16 protein-coding genes and 1 pseudogene are annotated in these 24983 nt (G+C 68.5%); 5 read left to right on the top strand and 12 right to left on the bottom strand.

Going from position 1 to position 24983, the window contains the following annotated elements; translation table 11 throughout:
- Positions 1 to 2 precede the first annotated feature (2 nt).
- The 3 genes from AB0M95_RS26405 to AB0M95_RS26395 all read left to right on the top strand — a co-directional run bounded on the left by AB0M95_RS26405 (position 3) and on the right by AB0M95_RS26395 (position 5056).
- Entirely contained in the window at positions 3 to 1043 is a 1041-nt protein-coding gene (locus AB0M95_RS26405; protein ID WP_363769776.1) for a serine hydrolase domain-containing protein, read from the top strand.
- Positions 1040 to 2635 carry an AMP-binding protein gene (locus AB0M95_RS26400; protein WP_363769773.1) on the top strand — a complete coding sequence of 532 codons (1596 nt, stop codon included), beginning with the start codon at positions 1040 to 1042 and terminating at the stop codon, positions 2633 to 2635. The genes AB0M95_RS26405 and AB0M95_RS26400 overlap by 4 nt, the downstream gene beginning before the upstream one ends.
- 165 nt (positions 2636 to 2800) lie before the next feature.
- Positions 2801 to 5056 (top strand): DPP IV N-terminal domain-containing protein, encoded by a 2256-nt coding sequence (locus AB0M95_RS26395; RefSeq protein WP_363769770.1) that lies wholly within the window; start codon positions 2801 to 2803, stop codon positions 5054 to 5056.
- A gap of 271 nt (positions 5057 to 5327) precedes the next feature.
- Here AB0M95_RS26395 and AB0M95_RS26390 read toward each other — a convergent pair whose 3' ends face one another.
- The 4 genes from AB0M95_RS26390 to AB0M95_RS26375 form a co-directional block, all read right to left on the bottom strand.
- Positions 5328 to 5522 carry a hypothetical protein gene (locus AB0M95_RS26390; protein WP_363769767.1) on the bottom strand — a complete coding sequence of 65 codons (195 nt, stop codon included), beginning with the start codon at positions 5520 to 5522 and terminating at the stop codon, positions 5328 to 5330.
- 45 nt (positions 5523 to 5567) lie between these two features.
- Positions 5568 to 7829, bottom strand: a complete 2262-nt coding sequence (locus tag AB0M95_RS26385) for a DPP IV N-terminal domain-containing protein (RefSeq protein ID WP_363769764.1) — start codon at positions 7827 to 7829, stop codon at positions 5568 to 5570.
- A 312-nt stretch (positions 7830 to 8141) separates the two neighbouring features.
- Positions 8142 to 9896 carry a thiamine pyrophosphate-binding protein gene (locus tag AB0M95_RS26380; protein ID WP_363769762.1) on the bottom strand — a complete coding sequence of 585 codons (1755 nt, stop codon included), beginning with the start codon at positions 9894 to 9896 and terminating at the stop codon, positions 8142 to 8144.
- A gap of 18 nt (positions 9897 to 9914) precedes the next feature.
- Positions 9915 to 10085 (bottom strand): hypothetical protein, encoded by a 171-nt coding sequence (locus tag AB0M95_RS26375; RefSeq protein ID WP_363769759.1) that lies wholly within the window; start codon positions 10083 to 10085, stop codon positions 9915 to 9917.
- Positions 10086 to 10234: 149 nt separating this feature from the next.
- Between AB0M95_RS26375 and AB0M95_RS26370 the strand changes: the two genes are divergently transcribed.
- Complete coding sequence (locus AB0M95_RS26370) at positions 10235 to 11923, top strand: methylmalonyl-CoA mutase family protein (RefSeq protein WP_363769756.1); 1689 nt, start codon at positions 10235 to 10237, stop codon at positions 11921 to 11923.
- Positions 11924 to 12258: 335 nt separating this feature from the next.
- Positions 12259 to 12537: pseudogene (locus AB0M95_RS26365) on the top strand (hypothetical protein); the annotation flags it as partial.
- A gap of 56 nt (positions 12538 to 12593) precedes the next feature.
- On the opposite strand, the gene AB0M95_RS26360 reads toward AB0M95_RS26365, so the two are convergent.
- The 8 genes from AB0M95_RS26360 to AB0M95_RS26325 all read right to left on the bottom strand — a co-directional run bounded on the left by AB0M95_RS26360 (position 12594) and on the right by AB0M95_RS26325 (position 24951).
- The gene (locus tag AB0M95_RS26360) at positions 12594 to 13583 is read right to left on the bottom strand and encodes a GntR family transcriptional regulator (protein ID WP_363769753.1); all 990 of its coding nucleotides are present in this window, start codon (positions 13581 to 13583) and stop codon (positions 12594 to 12596) included.
- A 218-nt stretch (positions 13584 to 13801) separates the two neighbouring features.
- Positions 13802 to 15340 (bottom strand): GMC family oxidoreductase N-terminal domain-containing protein, encoded by a 1539-nt coding sequence (locus AB0M95_RS26355; protein ID WP_363769750.1) that lies wholly within the window; start codon positions 15338 to 15340, stop codon positions 13802 to 13804.
- Between the two features lie 108 nt (positions 15341 to 15448).
- Positions 15449 to 16567 (bottom strand): serine hydrolase domain-containing protein, encoded by a 1119-nt coding sequence (locus tag AB0M95_RS26350; protein WP_363769747.1) that lies wholly within the window; start codon positions 16565 to 16567, stop codon positions 15449 to 15451.
- 42 nt (positions 16568 to 16609) lie between these two features.
- A complete protein-coding gene (locus AB0M95_RS26345) occupies positions 16610 to 18496 on the bottom strand; it encodes a prolyl oligopeptidase family serine peptidase (RefSeq protein ID WP_363769744.1) in 1887 nt (628 codons plus the stop codon).
- Positions 18493 to 20403: an alpha/beta fold hydrolase gene (locus tag AB0M95_RS26340; protein ID WP_363769741.1), complete on the bottom strand. Its 1911-nt coding sequence runs from the start codon at positions 20401 to 20403 to the stop codon at positions 18493 to 18495. The genes AB0M95_RS26345 and AB0M95_RS26340 overlap by 4 nt, the downstream gene beginning before the upstream one ends.
- A 12-nt stretch (positions 20404 to 20415) precedes the next feature.
- Entirely contained in the window at positions 20416 to 22248 is a 1833-nt protein-coding gene (locus tag AB0M95_RS26335; protein WP_363769738.1) for a prolyl oligopeptidase family serine peptidase, read from the bottom strand.
- A 145-nt stretch (positions 22249 to 22393) separates the two neighbouring features.
- A complete protein-coding gene (locus AB0M95_RS26330; RefSeq protein ID WP_363769735.1) occupies positions 22394 to 24382 on the bottom strand; it encodes a S9 family peptidase in 1989 nt (662 codons plus the stop codon).
- Positions 24379 to 24951, bottom strand: coding sequence for a cob(I)yrinic acid a,c-diamide adenosyltransferase (locus AB0M95_RS26325; protein ID WP_363769732.1), 573 nt, complete (start codon positions 24949 to 24951; stop codon positions 24379 to 24381). Before AB0M95_RS26325 ends, AB0M95_RS26330 begins: the two co-directional genes overlap by 4 nt.
- Positions 24952 to 24983 lie beyond the last annotated feature (32 nt).

The raw sequence follows: 24983 nt of genomic DNA, 5'->3' as shown, positions 1-24983 counted from the left end.
GCATGGCCAACCCCGTGTTCAAGAACGACGCCACCGCCGAACGTGCCATGTCCGAGATCGCGAAGAAGGTCGAAGACTACTGCGCCGAGCGCCACGAGCTGACCGTCATCGCCGGCATCACGCACGGCGGGACGCGTCACATCAGGTCGTTCCGGTCTTCCGATGCCAAACGTGCTTCGGTCGCCGGCGAGAAGACCGTCTACGAGATCGGCTCGTTCTCGAATGTCTTCACCACGGCGCTGTTGGCCGTCATGGAGTCGAAGGGGATGATTTCCCTCGACGACACCACATCCACGGCCGGCGTCGATCGCATCGGCAGGGTCCTCGCCAGGATGGTCGACCAGGATGTGCGCTCCTGCTACCTGCAATACCGCAGGGAGGACCTCTACGAACAGCGGCGCGTCGCCGAACTCGCTCGTCCGCGCCGCAGCGGATGGGCATATTCGATCATTCGAATGTCGGTGCTCGGCCATGTCTTGGACGTAGCGGCCGGCCAGTCGTACGAACGCCTCCTAAGGGAGTTCGTCTGCGAGCCCCTGGGCCTCCATGACACCGCGTACAGGCTCACGGAGGAGCAGCTGGCCCGAGTGGTACGGGGCGACGACGAAACGGGCCGGCCCTCACCGGTTTGGTACTGGGACGTGATGGTGCCGCAAGGCGGCCTTCGCTCCACGTTGGACGACATGCTGGCCTTTGCGGAAGCCAACCTCAGGAACGACGGGTCACAGCTGTCGACCGACCTGCGGCGCGCCCGTGAGACGCACTTCGAGTGGCCCGAGGGCGACGAGCGTCCAAATCCGGCCGGCGGGACCCCGCCGTTCAGGCAAGCGCTCGGCTGGCGGAGACACGAAGGGCCGAGCGGCATCATCTCGTCCCATGGCGGTGCGACCCGTTCAAGCCAGTCGTATCTCGGCGTATGCGAACAGACTCAAACAGGGCTCGTGGCGTTCATGTCGAGTGACACGAATCTGGACGACATCCACGTCTTTCCGGCGTTCGCCGACGGGTTGATGCACAAGGCGATGGAGGTCGTGGCCGCGTGACAACGATTGACCTGCAGGCCCGCACTTTGCCGGACATCCTGAGGTGGCAGGCCGAACGGCGTCCTGACGACGCGTTCCTCCAGTTCGGGCGGGCGGCCGCCACGACCTTCGGTGCGGTCGAGCTGCGGACGAATCAGCTCGCGCACGGCCTTCGCGGCCTCGGCGTGGGCCACGGACATCGCGTCGCCATGATTCTGCCCAACTGCGTCGAGATCGTGACGACCTGGTTCGCCCTCGCCAAGCTCGGCGCGGTCCAGGTGCCCATCAACGTCGAGTTGCGCGGCATCCTGCTGGCTCACGTTCTTGGCAACTCAGGGGCGGAGGTACTCGTTTGCCATCGCGAGTTCCTGGCCGTCATCGCCCCTGTGGTGAACGAGCAGGCAGCCCTCCGAACCGTCGTCGTCGTAGCCGGTGGCGTCGAGGACGCGCGCGCCGCGGGCATCACGGCCGATTGCGTCCTGACCTACCCGGAACTGTTCACCGGGCCGTCGACCTCGCTCGACGTCGACGTGAGCTATACCGATCCACTGGCCATCCTGTACACGTCCGGCACCACGGGCCCCGCCAAGGGCGTGGTCATGCCGCACCATCAGTACTACGTCTGGGTCGAGCTCTACGCGCGCAGTCTGCAGCTGACGAACGACGACAGCTATTTCACCCCGTTACCGCTCTTCCACGCCGATGGGCAGTTGTGGGGGGTCTACTTCCCGCTGGTGTTCGGCACGAAGGGCACCTTTGTCGAGCGCTTCAGTGCGAGCCGCTACTGGGAACAGGTGCGGGAGAGCGGCGCGACGGCCACGAACATGCTCGGCTCCATGGGCCACATCCTCTGGAAGCAGGAGCCGTCTGCCCGAGACGCCGACAATCCGTTGCGCGTCGCTCAGGCGCTGCCCATGGTGGCCTTCAAGCGGGACTTCGAGGAGCGCTTCGGCCTGCGCCTCGTCACGGGTTATGGCCAGACCGAGACGAACTGGGTCTCCTACGACACACCCGACCAGTGGCGTCCGGGTTCGTGCGGCAAGGTCGCGGACGAGCACTTCGAGGTGGGCATCGTGGACGACCTCGACCAGCCACTGCCGCCGCACGCGATCGGAGAGATCGTCGTGCGTCCGAAGCAGCCTTGGTCGATGTCCTCGGGGTACCACGCGATGCCGGACGCAACGCTCGGTGCGTGGCGCAACCTCTGGTTCCACAGCGGGGACGCCGGGTATCTCGACGAGGACGGCTGGCTCTACTTCCGCGACCGGATCAAGGACGTGATCCGACGGCGGGGTTCGAACATCTCGGCGTTCGAGCTCGAGTCCGTCATCGACGCACACCCGCTGGTGCAAGAGTGCGCCGCGGTCGCCGTGCCCTCGGAGCTCAGCGAGGACGACGTACTGGTCTTCGTCGTGGTCGCCGACGGTACGTCGCTCGATCCCGCGGAGCTGATGGCGTACTGCCGCGAGCAACTGCCGCGCTTCATGGTGCCGCGCTACCTGGACATCGGCACCGAACGGCTGCCACGCACCCCGACACAGAAGATCGCCAAGCCGGAGCTACGCCTTCGGGGCGTCGGCCCGTCGACCTGGGATGCCGAGGTCGCCCGATGAGTACCGTGGCCGGCACCGTAGCGGAATTTCCGCACGCTCGGGCGTGCGCGCCGGCCGCGGAGACGACCTCGCCGACCTGATGCACGACCACTTCCGCCACACCCGCAGCACCTGGGCCTCGTCCCAGCCAACATCCGCCAACAAGACGCACTTAGGAGCCCGCCCGTGACTGATCTCGCCACCCGCTACGCCAAGGCCGAGTCGATGCTGCCGCACAAGATGAAGAGGCTCATAACGTCTTTCAACGTTGTGCCGAGCTGGGTCGGTGAGGGTGAGACGTTCTGCTACCGCAAGCACACCGGCGCCGGCCATGAGTTCGTCGTGGTCGACGCCGAGACGGGCACCAAGCGGCCGGCGTTCGACCACGTGCGGCTGGCCGCGGCCCTGTCCGCTGTGCTGGAGATCGAGGTCGACCCGACGGCCATGCCGCTGGCCGAGCTTGAGCTGCGCGACGATGCCGTGCGGCTCACCTTCGGCGCGGTGCAGCTGGAGGTGGCCCTCGACAGCTACACCGCGACGGTCATCGGTCCGGTGCGCATGGATGAGGCGCCGTCACCGGACGGTCGCTGGGCGGTGCTGCAGCGCGACCACAACCTCTACCTGCGTGACACGACCACCGACGTCGAGCGGCAGCTCACCACCGACGGCGTGGACGGGCACGCCTACGGCGGGATGAACGACCAGGTCTCGACCCCCGTGATGCGCGAGAACCTCGGAATCAGCATTCCGCCGATAGTGGTGTGGTCACCCGACTCGACGCGCTTCGTGACGCACCGCCTCGACCAGCGTGCCGTCGAGATGATGCATCTGGTGCGCTCCTCGCCGTTCGACGGAGGCCGGCCGCGGCTGCTGTCCTACCGCTACGCGCTGCCCGGTGACGAGCACGTCGCAAGCGCCGAGTTCTTCGTCTTCGACGCCGTCACCGGCGAGTCGGTCCAAGCCAAGTGCGAGCCGATCAACATGCCCTTCGTGCCCGCCATCGCCTACGGCTGGGTGTGGTGGAGCCAGGACCAGACAAAGGTGTACTGGCTGTCCAACGACCGCGGCGACCACAACGTCGCCCTGCACCAGTTCGACGCTGACACCGGCGAGGTCACCGTGCTGGTCGAGGAGAGTAGCTCGTCGCACATTCTCTACGGCCCGCAGCAGCAGGACCGCAACGTGCGCACCCTGTCGACCGGTGAGGTGCTGTGGTGGTCCCAGCGCACCGGGTGGGGCCACCTCTACCTGTACCGCACAGACGGTTCAGTCACCACGCTGACCTCGGGCGACTGGATGGTGCGGCACGTCGTGACCATTGACGAGCAAGCGCGTCGGGTCGTGTTCACGGCCGGCGGCCACGACCCGGACGCCGACCCGTACCTGCAGCAGCTGTGCTCGGTGTCGCTGAACGGCGGGGAGGTCACCGCGATCACGGCCGACGGCCTCGATCACGCCACCACCCCGTCGCCGTCTGGCAGGTTCTTCGTCGACGTCACCTCCCGCTGGGACACGCCGCCGCACTCGGTGCTGCGCGACCGAACGGGTGCGGTGGTGCTCGAGCTCGAGCGGTCGGACGCCACCGCGCTCTACGCCGCCGGCTGGGCCGCGCCCGAACGGGCCGTGGTGAAAGCGGCTGACGGCGTGACGGACATTTACTGCGCGGTCTACAAGCCGTTCGACTTCGACCCGGCGAACACGTACCCGGTGCTCGATTGCATCTACCCCGGGCCGCAGATCTCCTGCGCCCCTCTGCGATTCCCGCTCTCGGGCGGCACGTTCACGGGTGCGGCGATGGCGTTCAACTATCCCGAGGCCTACGCGGCGCTCGGGTTCGTGGTGGTGGTGGTGGACGGACGGGGCGCCGCGCTGCGGTCTCAAGCCTTCCAGGACCATGCCCGCGTGTCCGGCAACGCCGTCTTCGTGGACGACCACGTCGCCGCCATCGAGCAGCTTGCCGAGGACCGCCCTTGGATGGATCTGGACCGGGTCGGGATCTACGGTTACTCAGCAGGTGGCTACGCCTCCGCCCGGGCGATCCTGCAGGCGCCCGACTTCTACAAGGTCGCGGTGTCCTCCGCCGGCAACCACGACAACCGCATCAACCACTCCTGGTGGGGCGAGAAGTTCTTCGGCCTCACCTCCGACTTCGACTTCGGCGCGCAGGCGAACGTCTCGCTCGCCGACAACCTCACGGGCAAGCTGCTGCTGATCCACGGGGAGATGGACGACAACGCGACCCCGCACCACACGATGCGGCTGGTCGACGCCCTTATCGGGGCGAACAAGGACTTCGACCTGCTCATCATCCCGAACGCCGACCACTTCATGATGGTGAACAGGGCCTACTTCCTCCGGCGGCGGTGGGACTACTTCGTCCAGCACCTCCTGGGCGAAACCCCTCCGCCCTACCGCCTCGACGACGTTCCGGTCGAGCTGTGACCGATCGCAGGAAGGGTTCGGACATGACCCACAGCGCCTGACGCGTTGCGAGCTCGTGTCGCTTCCCGATGGCCGGCGAGCAGCCGGCTGGATGGGGGGCCGCGCAGCAAGGTGCCAGCCGCTCGGCTGGCACCTTCCGCGCGGCCTCCCGCCGAACCGGATTCGAACGACCCGGGCGTCGTTCGATCCCTGGATCACCAGCAGTGGACGGCAGATCGCGTCGAGCCGCGAGATCGGCGGGCGACCAGTTCGATCTCGCCCGTCACGATGTTCAGCCGGTGCACGTCGAACAGGTCCGGCCGGCGCCGGTGATCAGTGCCGGCGCCGGGTCGTCGTCGAGCAGTCCGTAGTGGACGACGACCTTGGGGAGCGGCGTGAGATCGACCGCTGGTGTCTGCGGATCGTCCAGGTCGACCCGGAACACGTGCCGGCACTCGTCCCCGTCGTCGTCTTGCGCGTACACCATCCAGCGCGGATCGCCGGTCCAGCGGTATCTGTAGGTCGTTGCTCGTCAGCCGCCCAGCAGCTCGGGGTCGAGCGGGACGTCGGCGATGCGGTAAGCCGGTGGCGTCTCGCCCATCAGGTGCCGCACGAGGTAGTCCCACCGGCGCCGGAGCCAGTACGCGTTGTGCACGAACAGCCTGTGGTCGGCGTTCGGGATGATGAGCAGGTCGAAGTCCTTGTTGGCGCCGATCAACGCGTCGACCAGGCGCATCGTCCCGTGCGGCGTGGCATTGTCGTCCATTTCCCCGTGGACCAGCAGCAGCTTGCCCTCGAGGCCGTCGACGTGCGCGACGTTGGCGTGCGCGGCGAAATCGAACTCGTCGACCAGACCGTAGAACTTCTCGCCCCACCACGAGTGGTTGATGCGGTCGTCGTGGTCGCCGGCGGACGACACCGCGACCTTGAAGAAGTCGGGCGCGGTCAGCAGTGCCCTCGTCGAGGCGTAGCCGCCGCATGAGTGGCCGAAGATGCCGACGCGGTCGAGGTCCATCCAGGGCCGGGTCTGCGCGAGCTGCTTGATCGCCGCGACGTGATCGTCGACGTACTGGCCGTCCCCGACCCGGCGCGCGTGGTCCTGGAATGCCTTGCTGCGCAGGGCCGATCCGCGCCCGTCGACCGCCACGACCACGAACCCGAGCGCGGCGAAGATCGCCCCCGACCGCTCCGCCGTGAGCACGCCGCCGGCCAGTGGAAAGCGCAGCGGGGCGCAGGAGATCTGCGGGCCCGGGTAGATCTCGTCGAGCACCGGGTACTTCTTGTCCGGATCGAAATCGTGCGGCTTGTAGACGGCGCAGTAGATGTCGGTGACCCCGTCGGCCGACTTCACCACCACGCGCTCGGGCGGCGTCCATCCAGTCGCGTACAGCGCCGAGGCGTCGGCCCGCTCCAGCTCCAGTACGACCTGGCCCGTCTCGTCGCGGAGCACCGACACGGTCGGGACGTCGTACCTAGAGGTGACGTCGACGAAGAACCGGCCCGACGGCGACGGCACCGGGTCGTGGTCCAGGCCGTCGGAGGTGATCGCCGTTATCTCGCCGCCGTCGAGCGAGACCGAGTACAGCTCCTGCAGGTAGACGTCGGTGCTGGGCTCGAGGCCGGACGCGGTGAACACCACTCGACGCGCCTGCTCGTCGACCGAGACGATCCTGCGCACCGGCCAGTCGCCCGAGGTGACGGGGGTGACCGTGCCGTCCTTGCCGTACAGGTAGAGGTGCCCCCAGCCGCTGCGCTGCGACCACCACAGCACCTCGCCCGTGCTCAGCACCCGGGCGTTGCGCTCCTGGTGCTGCGAGCCGTGCGTGATGTGCGACGGGCTGGACTCCTCGAGCAGCACGGACACGTCGCCGGTGTCGGGGTCGAGCTCGTTCAGCCAGACGTTGTGGTCGCCCCGATCGCTCGAGATGAAGTAGGCCTTCGCCGAGTCGGCGCTCCACCAGACGAAGTCGTAGACGATGGCCGGAACGAAGGGGCTGAGGATCGGCTCGCACTTGGCCTGGGTGCTCTCGCCGGTCGCGGCGTTGAATACGAAGTACTCCGAGGTGGCCACCTTCTCGTCGCCCACCAGGGCGTAGCGGTAGCTCAGCGCCTTCGGACGGCCGCCGTCGAACGGCGAGGAGCGCACCAGGTGCATCAGCCCCACCTCGCGCTGATCGAGCCGGTGGGTGATGAACCGGCGCGAGTCCGGCGACCAGACCACCACGGGCGGCATGGTGAAGCCGAGGTTCTCCTGCATCACCAGCATCGAGCAGGCATCGCTGAAGCAGGCGTACGAGTACGCCTCGGTGCCATCCGTCGTCAGTTGCCGTTCCTCGTTCGTGGCCGTGTCGCGGAGGTAGAGGTTGTGGTCGCGAACTCCGACAGCCCAGCGACCGTCCGGAGACTCCGCCTCACCGGTAGGCGCCGGCCCGACGACCCGCGCCCGGTACGTGTCGAGCGACACCTCGACCTGCTGCTTGCCGACCACGACCCGCACCGAGTCCCCCACGAACTCGATGGCGAAGAACGGCAGCGCGGCCGGGTCGACGTCGTGGCCGACGACGCCGCCCAGCGCCACCGCGAGCTTCGCGTGGTCGAACGCCGGCTGCCTGGTGCCGGCCGCCGCGTCGACGAGGATGAACTCGGTGCCGCCGTTCGTGGTGTTGCGGTACCAGAAGGTCTCCGTGTCCTGGATCCAGTTCGGGGTGACGCGCGGCGCGTCGACCAGTGTCTTGAGGTTGTGCGGCAGCAGCGCCTCGGCCTTGGCGTAGCGGGCAGTCAGATCGGTCGTCATTACCGCTCCTAAAGATGAGGCCGACCGGCGACGCGACACGAGACGAAGCGCGAAGGCGCTGGGACGGCTGGGTGGCGGTGCCGTGCAAACCCTAATGATGCGTGCACTGCTAAGTCAATGCTCTTAGGACAATTAATGTCCTAAGAATGAAGCTGATTCTGCGGCCAGACCACGCCGCGCGTACACCCACAAGATCTGGGGGAACACCGTGGAGAACACCGCCGTCACCACCATCCCGGCCGGAACCGTGATCTCGATGACCGATCGCGGAGTGCTGCGAGACCATCGATCAGCCGACCCGGTGGCTCCCCATTAGCGGAGGGCCTCGCGCTCGGCCTCGTCCCAGGCGCGCAGCACGTGGAGATCGGGCAGGTCGGCCAGCCCGGCCGAGAAGTCGGGAGAGTGCACGGCGCCGCTGGTCTGCACGTCGATCAGGGCCGGCGCCGCTGTCAGCGCGAGCCGTATGGCCGGTTCGAGCTCCTCGATGCGGGTGACGCGTTGGGCGTGCAGCCCCAGAGCGCTCGCGATCCGGTCGTAGCGGCAGCCCGGCAGTTCGGTGTTGAAGCGGGGGTTCGCCGCATAGTTCTCGACGTGGTCGAGCCGCTCGATGTTCCACGCCTGGTTGTTGCTGATGACGAAGACGGGTCGGGCGCCACTCCGGCGGGCGGTGTCCAGCTCCATGGCGTTGAAGCCGAACGCCCCGTCTCCGATCACGGCGACGACGCGGCGGTCGGGGTGGATCAGCGACGCGGCCACCGCGAAGGGCACCCCGACGCCGAGCGAGCCGAACGTGCCCGTGTCCAGGCGGGCCGGTGGCTGGAGGCCGACCCGGGCAAAGGACAGGATGTCGCCGCCGTCGGCGATCAGCAGCGCCTGCGGGTCGTCGAGCGTGCGGTTGAGCACCTCGATCAGCGCGTTCGGATGGATGCGCCCGTCCGGGCCGTAGGGCGTGGCTCGGGCCTTCACGACCCAGTCCTGCCGGCGGCGCCGGTCGTCGCCGCACAGCCGCTCGCGCCAGGCGGTGTCGGGGTCGCGAGGCGCGACGTCGTGCTCGGTCAGCGCAGACAGCACGCGGCAGGGGTCCCCCTTGACCTGGACCTCGGGCGCGCGGTTCTCGGCCAGCTCCTCGAAACTGCGGCCGATGCGGACGAAGGCGCGGGCGGATCCGAACACGGCCGGCGAGCCGTAGCCGAGGGCGAAGTCGAGCCGCCGACCGATCGTGATCACCGTGTCGGCCTGGCTCATGGCCGCCGAACGAACGGCCGGGACGTAGCCGGCGTGCGTGGCGGGCACCAGGCCCCGGCTCTCGGAGGTGTCGAGGTACAGAGCGCCGGTCGCGTCCAGGAAGTCCACGATCGCTTGCGGGTGCGGGGCCGCACCTCGGCCGCTGATGACGACGGGCCGGCGACTTCGCCGGATCGCTGACGCGGCGGCCTGGAGCGCTCCGTCGTCGGGGTCCATCGGGCTCGCCGCCGTCCGGACGCCGTCGATCGCGCCGGGATCGTACCACCGGGCCACGCCGCGCAGGACGTCCACGGGGAAGTCCAGGTAGGCCGGACCGGACGGCCCGTCCTCGCCGAGCGCAGCCGCGACGGCGGCGTGCAGGAACAGCAGCAGCTGCCGGTCGTGACTGACGGTTCGCGCGAAGCGGGTGACGGGACGGACGAGCCCGGCCTGGTCGAGTTCTTCGAGGGCACCGAGGCCGAGCTGGCCCCGAGGGGGTACGGCCGACAGCACGAGCACGGGCGAGCGCGCCGACAAGGCCGCCGCCAGGCCGGTGACGGCGTTCGTCAGCCCGGGACCGGTGGTGACCGTGGCGACCGCGAGTTGCCCGGTCAGGTCGGCCTCGGCCTGGGCCATGTGCACGGCGGCGACCTCGTGACGGACGTCGACGACCTGCAGCCCCGCGTGCGTGGCCTCCTCCCAGATCGGCTTGATGTGGCTTCCGGTGAGCCCGTAGATGCGGCGGACGCCGGCCTGCACCAGGAACGCGGCCACCGCGTGGGCGACGGTGCGCGGCCGGGCCAGGAAGGCTTCGGAGAGGTGCGGCACGGTGTGTCCTCTCATCGAGGGGGGCGTGGGCGATCAGCGTCGGGCCGGCCCGCGAGCGCCGACGCGGTCGTCGAGCTCGGCATCCCAGGTCTCGGCGGCCGGCCCGCGGCGCCGCGGGCCGGCCTTGGCGATCTTCTCCGTGGGCGTGCGGGGCAGCGGGCAGGTGCTCACCTCGACGTGGCGCGGCACCATGAACCGGCGCACGCGGCCATTTTCTCTGATCGGGGCCAGGTGGCATAGTGGCAATAGTGTCGAGCTGATCAGTCAAAGTTAGCCTAGCGAGTTAGGCCGTAATGCGCTACCGTACCGGACACGCGGCCGTCCGCAAGCCCGATCCTGAAGGAGTCGACCCGATGGGCTCAGTGACCGACGAACAGAAGCGCTGGGACGAGCGCGTCGAAGCCTGGCGACGAGAGCGGGTCGCCGCCGACTATGAGCGGATCCCGTCCCGCCGCGCCGAGTACACGACGATGTCCGGAGTTCCGGTCAAGGACGTCTACACAAGCGCGGACCTACGCGACCTCGATCCGGCCGAGGACATCGGTCTGCCCGGCGAGTTTCCGTTCACGCGCGGCGTTCACTCGACCATGTACCGCGGACGCCCGTGGACCATCCGGCAGGTGGCCGGCTTCGGCCAGGCAGAGGACACCAACAACCGGTACAAGTACCTGCTGAAGACCGGCCAGACGGGACTGTCCACGGACTTCGATCTCCCGACCTTGCTGGGCTACGACTCCGATCACGAGGTGTACCGGCGCGAGGTCGGCCGCATCGGCGTGGCCGTCGACACGGTCGTCGACATGCACGCCCTGTTCGACGGAATTCCGCTCGACCAGATCTCCACGTCCATGACGATCAACCCCTCCGCGGCCGTGCTGCTCGCGATGTACCGCGTGGTGGCTGACGAGCGGGGCTACCCGGGCCATGTGCTCACCGGGACAACGCAGAACGACATCCTCAAGGAATACATCGCCCAGAACGAGTTCATCTTCCCTCCGCTACCTTCCGTGCAACTGGTGGTCGACACCATGGAGTACGGGGCGGATGTCATGCCCCGGTTCAATCCCCTCAATGTCTGCGGCTATCACATCCGTGATGCCGGTGCCACCGCGGTCGAAGAGGTCGGACTGACCCTGAGCAACGCGCTCTGCTATCTGGAGCACGCGATCGAGCGCGGCATCGATGTCGACCGGCTTGCCCCGCGGGTGTCCTTCTTCTGGGATGTGCACAACAACTTCTTCGAGGAGGCCGCCAAACTCCGAGCGGCCCGTCGCTTGTGGGCACGGCTCACGCGCGACCGACTGGGCTGCAAGGACCCGAGGTCGTGGCTGATGCGGGCGCACTGCCAGACCTCCGGCGTCACGCTCACCGCGCAGCAGCCCTACAACAACGTGGCCCGAACGGCGATCCAGGCGATGGCCGCGGTGCTCGGCGGCACCCAGTCCCTGCACACCAACTCGCTCGACGAGGCGCTGTCCATCCCGTCGGAGAGCGCGATCAAGATCGCGGTCCGGACCCAGGCCATCATCCTGCACGAGACGGGGGTGGCCGACGTGGTCGACCCGCTCGCCGGCTCGTACTACGTCGAGTCCTTGACCAACCAGATCGAGGAAGATGCCCGGGCCCTGATCGAACGAATCGACGGCATGGGCGGCATGATCGAGGCGGTTCAGTCCGGCTACGCCGTCCAGTTGATCGCCGACTCGTCCTGGGAGCAGCAGATCAAGATCGAGAGCAACGACTCGATCATCGTAGGCGTGAACGACTACGTTGACGAGAACGAGACCCAGAACATCGAGATCGACCGCCCGGTGCCCGGCGTGATGGAGCGTCAGATGAAGCGGCTCGCCGACGTGAAGCGGTCGCGGGAGCAGAGCCAGGTGGCGGCGGCCCTCCGGGCGATCGAAAAGGCCGCACCGAACCTGCACGTCAACCTGATGCCGCTCATCGAGGATGCCGTGCGAGCGCGCGCCACGGTCGGGGAGATCTGCGACGTGTTGCGCGGCGTGTGGGGTTACCACCAGCCGTCGACCGTGTTCTAGGAAGGCGAGCGTGTGGATCGCGCCATAGTCGGGCGCGACTCTGACCGGCTGGGCCGCTCATGGCCCGGTCGGGCAACTGACCGAACAGGTCGTCGAGCGTTGCCGTGTGTCACCTCTGACCGCGTGGGGCAACGTCGCCTCCGCCGTGAACGGGGCATGCGGCCTACTCGCCCGGGCCAGGCCGGCCGGCGTCTCGGCGACCTACACGGCCGGTCGGCAGGTTGTCGCCCGACCGTCGGCGCGGCCTCGAAGGGGGAGCCGGCGGCGGCGCCGATGCCGCGACCGGCCGGCGAGACGAACGCGGCCGACTGTCTCGTACCGGCAGCCACAGATTGATGCCGTCGCCATCCAGGACGTCGATTCCGTGCCGACGTAGCCCCGCGACGGCCGGCCGGCGACGGCGGGCGTACTCGCGGGGGAGCGCCATCGACGTGCGCAGCGAGGCGGCCTGGCTCATCGCCGAACTCGCTTCCGGTCCGCTGACGCAGGTCTTCACCAGCGGCGGCGCCGAGGCGAAAGAGAACGCCATCCGGATGGCCCGGCTGCACACCCGCCGGCACAAGGTGCTTTCCGCCTACCGCGGCTACCACGGCGCGACCGCCGGCGCCATTAGCGTCACCGGCGACCCGCGCCGCTGCACGTTCAGAGGGTCGTGCGGGCGCGACGCCCGCTATTCGCGGGTCGCCCGGTCGTGGTCGAGCAGCATGCGATCCTTGCGCTCGCGAATCTCATCGACGATCTCGGCGACCATCCGCAGCGACGCCGCGTCGAGCACGTTACCGAACTCGATGACCTTCGAGCCGTCCCGCGCCTTCTCGGCCGCCTTCGCCGCCAGCGCAGGGTCCTCGCTGGGCACGACGACCACGTCGCAGTTCTTGAACTCGGCGTCGTTCGGACCGTGCAGGACCTTCACGTTCTTCAGACCGGTATCCGACAACGACTGGCGGATCGCCTCGGCCTGGTCGTCGGTCGAGTACAGGATCCCGATCCGCTTGCTCTTGGGGATCGCCGCCAACCGGGTGAGCGTCTTGATGTGCGGGGCAGCGACGATCGCGAGTATCTCGGGAGGACGGGGCAACGACATGGCGTGGATCCGGCGCCTGAGCTCGGCGTGATGGAAGAAGGTCGTCACGACGAGGTCGCAATCGGCGAGTTCGGCTTCCTCGATGTCGCTGAGCACCAGCCCCAGCACGTCGCTGCCCACCGTCTCGGACAGTTCGGTGGCGAATGACTTGGCCCGCTCCTCGTTGCACTCGACGAACGCGACCCGGATGGAGCTCTGCTGGGCGTGCAGGCTCTGGTGGTACGCGATCATCGCGATCTCGTCGGCGGACAGCCCCAATTCGAGGCATTCCTGGATCGGCCCGGCCAGCGCGGCAACTGCCGCCTCGTGCAAGGCGAGGTGCTCACGGGCCCGATCAGGGCGCTTCACCACCATGCCGCCACGGCCCTGCGAGGCGAGATAGCCGAGCCGGCCGAGTTCGGCATACGCGCGCGCGGTCGTGTTGCGGTTCACGTCGAGATTCGCGGCGAGCAGCCGGCTGCTCGGCAGCCGATCACCGTCGCGGAGTTCGCCGGCCTCGATCATGAAGACGACCTGGTCGATCACCTGCCGGAAAACCGGAACGCCCGACGCTCGATTCAACTCGATCCGCTGCACGATGATTGTCCTAGGTCTGCGGTCCAACTCCTGGTCGGAACCTGGTCACTATACGGTGGTCGGTGTAGCATGTTCTCAGTCTTGGCCCACTGGCGTATCCGCGAGGTCCAGCAACCAGCGTACTCCACGGCCCAGCTATTGCCCCCATGCGTCGGGCTCGACCGACGACGCGTCATCGTGGCTATTGGTCCACCTCTCTGTACATCAAGATTTGTCGGTTACGCCGGTCGACGCATCGACTCGGCGATCTTCTCCCCCACGAGCACCGCGCTCAGGTGGGTGTTCGCCCGGGGCACCCACGGCAGCACGCCGGCATCAGCCACCCGCAGCCCGTCGATGCCGAGCACCCGGCCCTCCGGATCGACCACCACGTCGGGATCGCTCGGAGCGCCCATGCGGCACGTGCTGGTGGCGTGCACCGTGTCGATCACGTTGGCCGACGCGAATTCGGCGAACTCGCGATCCGGCATGGTCACGTCCGGCGCCACCATGGCCGTGCCGATGCCCATGAACGCGGCGAGCTTCCGCAGCTCCGGTTGTGCGGCGATGCTGCGCAGTACGTCGACCACGGCGCGGTATCGCCGCAGATCGTCGGCAGTGGACAGCATGTTGAACTCGACCGTCGGATCGGTGGACAGATCGGTGGCCGCGAGCCGGACGGAACCCGTGGAGGTGGCACGGCTCACCCAACCCGCGATTCCCGCCAACGGCACGCCGAGCCCCAGGGCGCCGACCACGGCGATCATTCCGTCGTTGATCTCGTCGCCGACCCCGGTGGTGAAGCGCAGGCAGAGTTGACCTCGACTCGGCCCGGGTCCGTAGTCGGGCAGGTCGTGCAGGGACAGCGCCAGCGCGATGCCGGCGTGCTCCTGCAGTCCTCGTCCGACCGGGAGGTTCGCGACCGGCCTGATGCCCAGCTGCCGGAGGTCCGCGACCGGGCCGATGCCAGAACGCAGCAGGATCGCCGGCGAGTGGATGGCCCCGGCCGACAGCACGATCTCGGCCGCCCGGAATTCGCTGACCGCGCCGTCGACCACCGCGGTGACACCTACGGCCCGGCTGCCGGCGAACAGGATCCGGTCGACGAGCGCGTTCCCGACGACGTGCAGGCCGGGGCGCTCGCGAGCCGGTTCGAGATAGGCGTCGTTGGTAGAGACGCGCACGGTGCCGAAGCTGTTGTAGGCGTAAGGCGAAACACCGGTCGTGCCCGGGGCGTTGTGGTCCGGCGCCCACGGGTAACCCAGCCGCTCGGTGACCCGGTCCACGGTGGCCTCGACGGCGGCGAAGTTCTCGCGCCGCGGGCGCAGGACGGGGATCGGCCCGTCGGCTCCGTGATAGGGCTCGTCAGCGAAGTCCTGGTCGCTTTCCAGCTTGTTGAGCAGCGGCAGGACGTCGCCGTATCCCCATCCGGCGCAGCCCTGCGCCGCCCAGCCGTCGAAGTCCTCGACGGTCGGCCGGATCGCGAACAGCCCGTTGACCGCGGAGCTTCCCCCCGCGCCGCGCCCCCGTATGTACGGCATCGGCGGCTGCCCGGCCGACCTCGATGCCTGCAGCTGCGGGAAGGTGTGCGTGTCCGCCAGCTTCGCCGTCGGCTGGAGCATGGCCGGCTCGACGCTTCGGATCTCGGCCGGCGTGTCCGCCGAGCGATAGTCGAGTCCGGCCTCGAGCAGGAGAACCCGGCGGCCGTCGTCCTCGGTCAGCCGCGCCGCCAGGGCCGCTCCCGCCGAACCGGCGCCGACCACGATGACGTCGTACACTTCAGCCTCATCACCAGTATGTGAGCATGTCAGGGGCGACGGGGATATCCGCGATCCGGTGCTCCGAGGCATCGATCGCCGCCTTCCGTGAGAGTGGGTGCGGTGGGTCTACTGGCAGGCACGGCGGAACCAGTCCTGCTGAAGCGGATGCAGGACGGCTTGATCAACGAGGCTCCTGCCGTGCGACGAGACGATGGCGAAGCCGACCTGGGCGTGCTCATCGACGCCGGCGCCGGCGAGGTAGAACAGCGTCGTGCCGGGGTGCCACCAGGCGCGGCCGCTGGGGTGCGACAGGCCCCGCCACCCCAGGCCTTGGATGAAGTCGCGCGACTCCTCGGCGTCCGGCATCGGGTACGCCGCGGGCCCGTCGAAGTGCTCCTCGCGAGTTCGGCGCATCGCCCTGGACAGCACGGAGTCATCCCCGTCGATGCCGGCCTTGAGGTTCGCCTCGGTGAAGGTGAGCAGGTCGTTCATCGTCGAACGCAGTCCGCCCTGCGGAAGCATTACGTCGTGGTACCAGTTCGGGCACGGCTGACCGGCTCGGTCATAGGCGTGGACGACCCGGCCTTGCTGCTCCTTGGACAAGCTGTAGCAGGTGTCGGTGAGGCCCAGCGGCTCGCAGATCGTCTCCTTGAGCAGTTGCTCGTACGGCTGGCCGGTCACCAACTCCAGGATGTGGCCGAGCGTTCCCATGCCGATGACCGAGTACAGCCAGCCCTGTCCGGTCGGGTACTCCAATTCGGCGGTTTCGAGGTCGGCGTACAGGTGTTCTTTCCGGTACCGCAGATAGTGCGTGTAGACACCGAACGGCGGCTCGGTGCCGCGCAATTCCTCGTCGATGAACCGTTGGTGCTGCTTTCCGACCGAGCCGAGGCCGGAGCTGTGCGTGGCGAGCTGCCGGATGGTGATGGATCCGATCTCATCGGGCAACCGCAGCTGCTTCGGCAGGTGCTTCCTGATCGGGTCGTCCAGCCCGATCAGTCCTTGGTCCTCCAGCACGGCCAGGATCGTCGTGGTAAAGACCTTCGAGACCGATCCGATCTCATAGACCGACTCCGCGTCGGGGAGCGGTGCGTGCTCGGCCCGGGCCGACCGCAGGCACCGGATGTGGCGCTCGCCCTTCACGGACAGCCCGATGACGAGCGTCCCGTCGTCCCGGGAAGCGAGGTACTCCTCGGCGTCCTTCTCGATGTCCGAGAGAACGCCATCAAGGTCGACCGTGCTCAACGTCGTGCCTCCTCGTGTTCGGATGAGGGAATGCCGCAGCGGTCAGGCCGACCGGCCGCCGAGATGTTCGGCGAAGTGCCGTTCGATCGCGCGGAACAAGGTGACGACGTTCTCCGGGTTCTGGAAGCCGTGCCCCTCGTCGTCGGCCACCAAGTACTCGACGGGGACCCCGCGCGCACGGAGCGCGTCGACGACGTTGTCGGACTCCTCCTTGACGACGCGAACGTCGTTGGCACCCTGCGCCACCAACAGCGGCGTGCGGACACGGTCGATCATCGTGATCGGCGACCGGGCGAGGAGATCGGCCTCCTGGTCCGGGTCGCCGGGATCGCCGCAGTACAGGAGGAAGCTGTTCTTCATGATCGTCGAGTACCAGAGCTCGGGCACGGTCCGCATGAAGTTCGGCAGGCTGGAGATGCCGCAGTAGTCGACCGCGGCGGCGAAGTAGTCCGGGGTCACCGTGACCCCGACCAGGGCCGAGTACCCGCCGTACGAGCCGCCGTAGATCCCGATGCGGGCAGGATCCGCGATGCCCTGCTTGACCGCCCAGTCCGCGGCGTCGATCAGGTCGTCGTGCATCGCGCCGGCGAACTCGCCGATCGCGGCCGTGATATGCCGCTTGCCGTATCCCGACGAGCCACGGAAGTTCACCTGCAGCACCGCGTAACCGCGGTTGGCCAGGAACTGCACCCTGAGTGCGGCGTAGTTGGCCCACGCATCGTGCGCCCAGGGCCCGCCGTGTACGACCAGCACCAACGGCAGACCGACGGGATCGACCCCGACCGGCAGGGTCAGGAACGCGGGCAACGGCAGCCCGTCGCGCGCCGTGAGGCTGACCGCTCGCGTCGGCGCCAGGTCGGCCGGATCCAGCCGCGGGTAGGGCCGGAACAACAGCCGGCTCTCCCTCGTGCCGTGATCATAGAGGTAGGTGAGGTCCGGCTCGCGGTCGTGGAAGAACGTCGCCACCCACCGCCGCTCCGACTCGTCCGAGGACACCGACGCCAGCACGCCGTCCGAGAGTTTGGACAGCTCCGCGTACACCTCGGCGAAGTGCGGGTCCACGACGTGGACGATCGGTCGATCCCCCACGAAACGCGCGGCCAGCACCTCACCGGTGCGGCGGCTCCGGAACAGGGTCGGGGGGCCGATCGCGGCGGTGCACAGGCTGTGTCCGGGCAGCGCCGCGACCACCGTCTCCGCACCGGTCTCGCCGTCGACCCGAACCAGGCTCAGCTCGTCGGAATCGTGGTAGACGCCCAGCAGCAGGCCCTTGCCGTCCGCCGTGACCTCCACGGGGAACACGCCCAGCGGGTGTTCCGGGCCGGGGCAGCGGCGGATCAACTTCTGCTGTCCGGTCGCGTCGTCGATCGCGAAGAATTCCCATGTCCCGTCATCGGCCATCGCCGTGAGGAACGCTTCGCCGTCCGGGCCGAAGAAGAAGCTGCTTGTCATGACGGGACTTTCCCGATGCAGCGTGGTCTCACCCGTGGCGATGTCGATCCGGAACGCGTCGACGAACCGGGGCCGGCGGTTCATCGTCACCAGCACCGTGCCCGGCCTTGACCGCATCGGCTCCACGCCGAGCACACCGGAACCGAGTGGCAGTGGAGTCAGGTCGACCGCCGGTGTCTCCGGCGCCTCCAGGTCGACCCGGTACAGGTGCCAGTCCTCGTTGCCGTCGGTGTCCTGCAGATACAGCAACCACCGCGGATCCTCGGTCCAGTAGTACATCTTGATGCCGCGCCGCGCGTCGCGCGTGACGCAGACGGCGTCCTCGTGCCCCTCGTCGAGGCCACGGACCCAGACGTTCAGCCGACCGTGCGCCGGCGCCAGGTAGGCGATCCGCGTTCCGTCCGGCGAGATCGACGCTCCGGAGAACTCCGGATCGGCGAAGAACTCTTCGACGTCGATCAACTTGGCAAGGGTCATCGGACACCGGCCTCTCCGCAACGGCCGCCGAGGTGTTCGGCGAAGTGCCGTTCGATCGCGTGGAACATCGTGATGAGGTTCTCGGGGTTCTGGAAGCCATGGCCTTCGTCCTCGGCGACCAAGTACTCGACGGGAACCCCGCGGGCTCGCAGCGATTCGACGATGCCGTCCGACTCTGCCTGGACGACCCGGACGTCGTTGGCGCCCTGTACGACCAGCAAGGGCGTACGGATCTCGTCCACTTTGGTGATGGGTGAACGCGCCAGCATGTCCGTCGCCTGTGCGGGATCGTCGGGGTCGCCGGCGTAGGTCAACCAGCTGTTCTTGAGCAGGGGCCGGAGCCAGGGGGGCAGGCTGCCGATGAAGTTGACCAGACTCGACATACCGACGTAGTCGACGGCGGCGGCGAAGTAGTCCGGGGTGAACGTGACTCCGACCAACGTCGCGTAGCCGCCGTAGGAACCCCCGTAGATGCCGATGCGCTTCGGGTCGGCGTAACCCTGCTCCACCGCCCAGTTCGCGGCGTCGATGAGATCGTCGTGCATCGCGCCGGCCAGCTCTTTGATCGCGGAGGTGATGTGCCGCTTGCCGTAACCGGACGAGCCCCGGAAGTTCACCTGCAGCACCGCATAACCCCGATTGGCCAGGCACTGCACCTTGCGGTTGTAACCCCACATGTCGTGTGCCCACGGCCCGCCGTGCACCAATAGCACCAGCGGCAGGTGCTTCGGTTCGATGCCGACGGGCAAGGTCAGGAACGCGTGCAGCGGCAGCCCGTCACGTGCGGTCAGGCGCACCGCCCGCATCGGTGCGAGGTCGGCCGGGTCCAGATTCGGGTGTGACCGGAACAGCGGCCGGCTCTTCCCTCTGCCGTGGTCGTAGAAGAAGGTTTGCCCTGGCTCACGATCGTGAATGAACGTCACGACCCACCGCTGCTCGGAGTCGTCCGAGGACACCCAGCCGAGTACGCCGTCCGAGAGCTTGGACAACTCCGCGTACACCTCGGCGAAGTGCGGGTCCAGCACCTCGATCCGCGGCCGGTCGCCGACGAAACGCGCCGCGATCACCTCGCCCGTGCGCCGGCTGATGAACACCGACGGGGGGTGGCCGAAGTCCTCGGTGACGCTCCCCATGTCGCACAGGCTGTGCCCCGGCACTGCGGCGACGACCGTCTGGTCACCGGTCTCGTGGTCGACGCGGATGAGCCGCAGGTCGTCGGAATCCTGATACACCCCGAGCAGCAACGCCTTACCGTCCGGCGTCGGCAACGTTGGGTAGACGCCCACCGGGTGCTCGGGACCGGCCTCGCACGCGATGAGACGCTTGTCGCCGGTGGCCTCGTCGACGGCGTAGAACTCGTGCGTGCCGTCCTCGGCCTCGGCTACGTAGAAGCGGGCCTCCCCGTCGGGACCGGCGAAATTGCCCAGCGGCTCGGATTGCTCCCGCACCAGAGTCGTCTCGCCGGTGGCGACATCGATCCGGAAAACGTCGAAGAACATCGGGCGCTTGTTCATGGCCACCAGCACGCTGCCCGGCATCGACCTCATGATCTCGCTGCCCACCACCCGCGATCCCGGCTCCAACGGGGTCAGGTCGACCGCCGGCTCGTCCGGTGCCTCGAGGTCGACCCGGTACAGGTGCCAGTCCTCGTTGCCGTCGGTATCCTGCCGGTACAGCAACCACCGCGGATCGTCGGTCCAGTAGTACGTCTTGATGCCGCGCCGCGCGTCGTGGGTGACGCAGACGGCTTGTTCGTGCCGCTCGTCGATGCCGCGGACCCAGACGTTGGTCCGGCCGTGCGCCGGCGCGAGGTAGGCGATCCGCGTTCCGTCCGGCGAGATCGACGCTCCGGAGAACTCCGGGTCGGCGAAGAACTCCTCGACGTCGATCAGCGTCGGCAGGGTCATCCCGCGCTCCAATCAGTGAGTCCGCGGGGCCACGACCCGCGCGTAGAAAGCGCATTCGGCGTCGAGGGCATGGGCGAGGTTCTCCGCCTTGGCGAACACGTGCCCTTCGCCCTCGTAGATGTGGTACTCGTGCTCGACGCCGCGCTCGCGCAGCACGGCCGCGATGGCGTCGGCCTGCCTCTTCGGGACGACGTCGTCGACCTCGCCCTGCAGCAGGATGAGTGGCGCGGTGATCTGCGCCGCGGCGGTGATCGGCGAGCGTTCGGCGTACCGCTCGCTCGCCTCCGGCAGCGGGCCGATGAGCGACTCGAGGTAGTGGGACTCGAACTTGTGCGTTTCCTCCGAGAAGTTGACGGCGTCGGCGACGCCGTTCATGCTGCCGCCCGCCGCGAACACGTCGCGGAAGGCCATCGCGCACAGGGTCAACCAGCCACCGCCGCTGAGCCCGCGGACGATGAGCTTGTCGCCGTCGACCAGGCCCTTGTCCACGAGGTACCGGGCGCCCGCCACGGCGTCGTCGACGTCGACGACACCCCACTGCCCCTTGAGCGCGTCCCGGTAGGGCCGTCCACGGCCGCTGCTGCCCCGGAAGTTGAGCTCCAGGTAGCCGTAGCCGCGACTGGTCCAGTACTGCTGCCGCAGGTCCAACGTCGGCACGACATGCGACGTGGGACCGCCATGACAGTTCACGATGAGGGCCGGCAACCCATCGGTGGGCGCAGTAGGTGCGAGCCAGAACCCGTGGGCCACGGCGCCACCGGTCGTCGGAAACGAGATGAGTTCGGCCACCGAGATCGTCTCGGGCACGACGGCTCCGCAGTCGCGCAACACCACACCCGTGCCGCCGATGGCCGGGTCCAGTACGACGACGGCCTGGGCATGGCGCGGTCCGGCGGCGACGACCGCGATCTGGTCGCCGACCACGGTGGGCGATCGGAATTGCGTGTACGGGGTCAGGACCTCGTCGATGCGCCCGTCGGCGTGGCGCACGCCGAGGTGCTCGATGCCGTCGACCGTCCACTTGCAGACGATGCGCCCGTCGTCGAAGACGTCGAGGTTGCGCAGGCCGAGGAACCACAGCGGTTCGCCCATCTCCGCATCCATGGCCACGATGGGCTCGGGTGTCCCGGCCGCATAGAGGTTCCACGAACCGCTGCGGTCACTGAGGAAGAGCAGCTCGCCGTCCGGGGTCCAGGTCGGTTCCACAACGGACTCGTCCGCCGAGCCGGCGACCCGCGTCGCGTTGCGCAGCCCCTCGGGGCCGAGGTCGGCCAGCCACAGCTCGGTGCCGTCCCACGGCATCTGTGGGTGGTCCCAGGCCATCCAGGCCAAGCGCGAGCCGTCGGGCGACAGACGGGGTGCCCCGACGAAGTCGTGATCGCTGACCAGAACCACGCAGTCGTGCGGCGGCTCCAATGCGACGCGCACGATCTCGTTGGTGATTCGGCCGTCGTCGTGGTGCTCCTCGCGAACCGCGAAGAGGTGATCGGCGCCGGCCACGAAATCGCCCCAGCGCGTCGCCTTGTTCGACGACGGCGGCGTCAGCGGGATCCCGCGCCGGAGGCTGTGGATGCGTTGGTCCTCGCTGTCGCACGCGAGGATTTCGCCGTGTGGCGCGACGCAGTACGGGATGCCTCCGTAGCCGACGATGTTGCTGCAGGAGCGTCCCGAGGGCGTCAGGTCGAGCGGTTCGCGGCCCGGCTCCCACCGGACGAGGACCGATCTTCCTTCGGACGGCCGGTTCTCGATCCAGAGCAGAGCGTCACCGTCGCGCCGTATCCAGGTGAACGACAGTCCCGGTGAGAACACGGCGATTGCCGGTATCGGAGCGGTCTCGCGTTGCATATGTCTCCCTCGAACGACGACGCGCGTCTCGGCCTGGTCATACGTGGCCGAGTCCGTACCAGGAGCCGACCCGCCAGTGACTCGGGCTCTTGGCAGCGTAGAAATAGAGCCAATATGACGTCAATGCTCTAGGGCATTGTCTGTCTCAATGATCTGCCAACTCTGGCCGCCTCAGACCCAGGTGTCGCGTGAACCAGGCCAGGATCCGATTGCTGACGTCGATGACGTGCTCGCGCTCGGTCATTCCGTGCCCGGCGCCGCGGTAGGTCACGAACTCGGTCTCGCATCCCGCCCGGGCCAGGCCCTGGTAGAACTCCTGGGCTTGGCCCACGGGGCAGGCCAGGTCGATGTCACCGTGCAGGAGCAGCGTCGGGGTCCGGCAGCCGTTCACGTACATGATCGGCGAGCGAGGGAGGTAAGGACCGGCCGGATCGTACGGATCGCCGTCGAGATAGATCTCGTCGAACCGGCCCACGTTCGACGTGTTGTGGAAGCTCAGCCAGTTCATCAGTCCGGCTATGGGGATCGACGCGGCGAACACGTCGCTGCGCACCGCCGCCCAGGCCGCCATGAAGCCGCCGTAGGACAGGCCGACGATCCCGACACGACCGGGATCCACCAGGCCCTCGGCCACCAGGGACCGCACCCCGGACTCGATGTCGGCGAGGTCGCCGCCACCCATGTCGCCGATGTTCGCCGACATGAACTCGACACCGCGGCCGATGGAACCACGCGGATTCGGCAGGAGCACGGCGCACCCGGCCTGGGTGAGCAGCAGCGCGTCCCCGCGGTGGCCACCGGATGCGAACACCGACGTGCTGGCATTGGTCGGCCCGCCGTGAACGACGACGACGAGCGGCAGTGGCCCCTCACCGGCCTCGTCCGGCAGCAGCAGCAACCCGTGAATCTCCAGGCCGTCCGGGGCCGTCCAGCGGTGTACGGTCTCGCGGGCCCGCGCGCGGCCGGCCAGGTCGGCGTTGACGCTCGTCAGCGCCCGCCACCGGCGGCGGCCGTCGTCCGACGGCGAGAGGATGCCCAGCTCGACCGGTCGATCGTGCGACTGCACGGCGGCGACGATCGTGTCGGCGCGCCGGCTGCAGTCGGCGCCGACCCGGTGCAACTGCCCGAGCGTGTGACGGCCGCGCCACCACTCGTCCACCTGCCAAGCAGGACCACCCGGCCCGGGATGGGGAACCAGGAAGCCGCATGCCGTCTCGACCGACGCGACCCCGACCCAGAACAGGCGGCCGTCGCTCGTCCAGCGCACGCGAGTGACGTCCGCCTCGTGCCGCGGCCGGACGACGGCTCCACTGTCCAGGTCCATGATCGCGATCTCGCCGGCCAGCAGCGCCCGATCGCTTTGCGGCGCCTCGACGAAGGCGAGACGTCGCAGGTCCTCGCTCAGCGCCGGTGACTGCAGCTGCCACTTGGGCGTGTACACGCACCGCGCGGTCCGCGCGACAACGTCGATCAGCGCCAACTGGGCGTCGTACCAACCGCTCTCGCTCGGGTCGGCCGACACCACCGCGGCGACCGGGCCGTGCCCGGCCCAGCCGATCTCCCACACCGTCAGGTCGTCCGGGCTCGCCGGCGACACCTCGCCCGACGGCAGGACGACCCGGTACAGGCGCCGCCACTCGGTGGCCGGGCGCCGGACGACGAACGCGGCGTCCTCCTCGCCGGGCCGCACGAACCGCTTGCCACCGCCGACGTTGCCGGTATCGGAACCCTCGTCGGCGGCCAGGACCAGCAGGCCCGAGTCATCGCTCGCCCACACGATGTCCTCGACGATTCCGGGCAGTTCGTCGATCAACCGCGGCGGCGTACCGGTCCCGTCGTCGAGGTGGAGCACGTAGAGCCGCCAGAGCCCGGCCCGCTCCCGGTCCGAGGCGAACGCCAGCCACCGTCCCGAGGGAGAGATGCGTGGCAGCGTGTCCTCGCCCGGACCCGATGCCACCGCGCGCAGAGGCTCGTCCCGGCGCGAGTACCAGATGTCCGATCGCGGCGGCTCACCGCGCGTCGGGGCGGCATCGTGCACGACGCACGCGTGCGCGGTCCCGTCCTCGGCGGTCTGAGGGTGCGTGACCCGCCGGATGGAGGCCAAGTCCTCGGGCGTCAGCGCGTGCGTCGTCATCGGTGACTCCCGGGAACCCACAGCACGTCGCCGGCGGCCCGGTTCGTGTACCGGGCGAGGATGAACAGCAGGTCCGACAGGCGATTGAGGTAGGTGATCGCGAGGACGTTCATCGTCTCACCGTGCCGGTCGTAGGCGGCCCAACCCGATCGCTCGGCCCGGCGCACGACGGTCCGGGCAACGTGCAGCAGCGCGGCTCCCGGAGTGCCGCCGTTGAGGATGAAGGACCGCAGCGCGGGCAGGCCCGCGTTGTACCGGTCGCACCAGGTCTCGAGCCGATCGACGTAGCCCTGCTCGACACGCAGCCGCGGAGACTCGTGGTCCTCGACCATCGGCGCGCACAGGTCGGCTCCGACATCGAACAGGTCGTTCTGCACGACGGTCAGCACCTCGAGGATCTCGCCGTCGAGCTCACCCAGCGCGACGGCCAGGCCGATCTGCGCGTTGGCCTCGTCGACGTCGGCGTACGCGACGAGACGCGGGTCGGTCTTGCTCGTGTAACTCATGTCGCCGAGCCGCGTCTGCCCACCGTCACCGGTGCGGGTGTAGATGCGCGTCAGGTTGACCAATTCAGTCGCCTACCTTCATGCTGCCGGGTCGG

This window comes from Sphaerisporangium sp. NPDC051017 (genome assembly GCF_040683095.1).
Taxonomy (GTDB): domain Bacteria; phylum Actinomycetota; class Actinomycetes; order Streptosporangiales; family Streptosporangiaceae; genus Sphaerisporangium.
Note: the sequence above shows the minus strand (reverse complement) of the source record. Positions and strands in the feature narration are given on the sequence as shown.

What these genes read in the sequence shown, in the direction of transcription:
- AB0M95_RS26405 (WP_363769776.1), top strand. Translation starts at nt 3, where the DNA reads ATGGCCAACCCCGTGTTCAAGAACGACGCCACCGCCGAACGTGCCATG.
- AB0M95_RS26390 (WP_363769767.1), bottom strand. Translation starts at nt 5,522, where the DNA reads ATGGTGTACGCGCAAGACGACGACGGGGACGAGTGCCGGCACGTGTTC.
- AB0M95_RS26385 (WP_363769764.1), bottom strand. Translation starts at nt 7,829, where the DNA reads ATGACGACCGATCTGACTGCCCGCTACGCCAAGGCCGAGGCGCTGCTG.
- AB0M95_RS26380 (WP_363769762.1), bottom strand. Translation starts at nt 9,896, where the DNA reads ATGAGAGGACACACCGTGCCGCACCTCTCCGAAGCCTTCCTGGCCCGG.
- AB0M95_RS26370 (WP_363769756.1), top strand. Translation starts at nt 10,235, where the DNA reads ATGGGCTCAGTGACCGACGAACAGAAGCGCTGGGACGAGCGCGTCGAA.
- AB0M95_RS26345 (WP_363769744.1), bottom strand. Translation starts at nt 18,496, where the DNA reads ATGACCCTTGCCAAGTTGATCGACGTCGAAGAGTTCTTCGCCGATCCG.
- AB0M95_RS26340 (WP_363769741.1), bottom strand. Translation starts at nt 20,403, where the DNA reads ATGACCCTGCCGACGCTGATCGACGTCGAGGAGTTCTTCGCCGACCCG.
- AB0M95_RS26335 (WP_363769738.1), bottom strand. Translation starts at nt 22,248, where the DNA reads ATGCAACGCGAGACCGCTCCGATACCGGCAATCGCCGTGTTCTCACCG.
- AB0M95_RS26330 (WP_363769735.1), bottom strand. Translation starts at nt 24,382, where the DNA reads ATGACGACGCACGCGCTGACGCCCGAGGACTTGGCCTCCATCCGGCGG.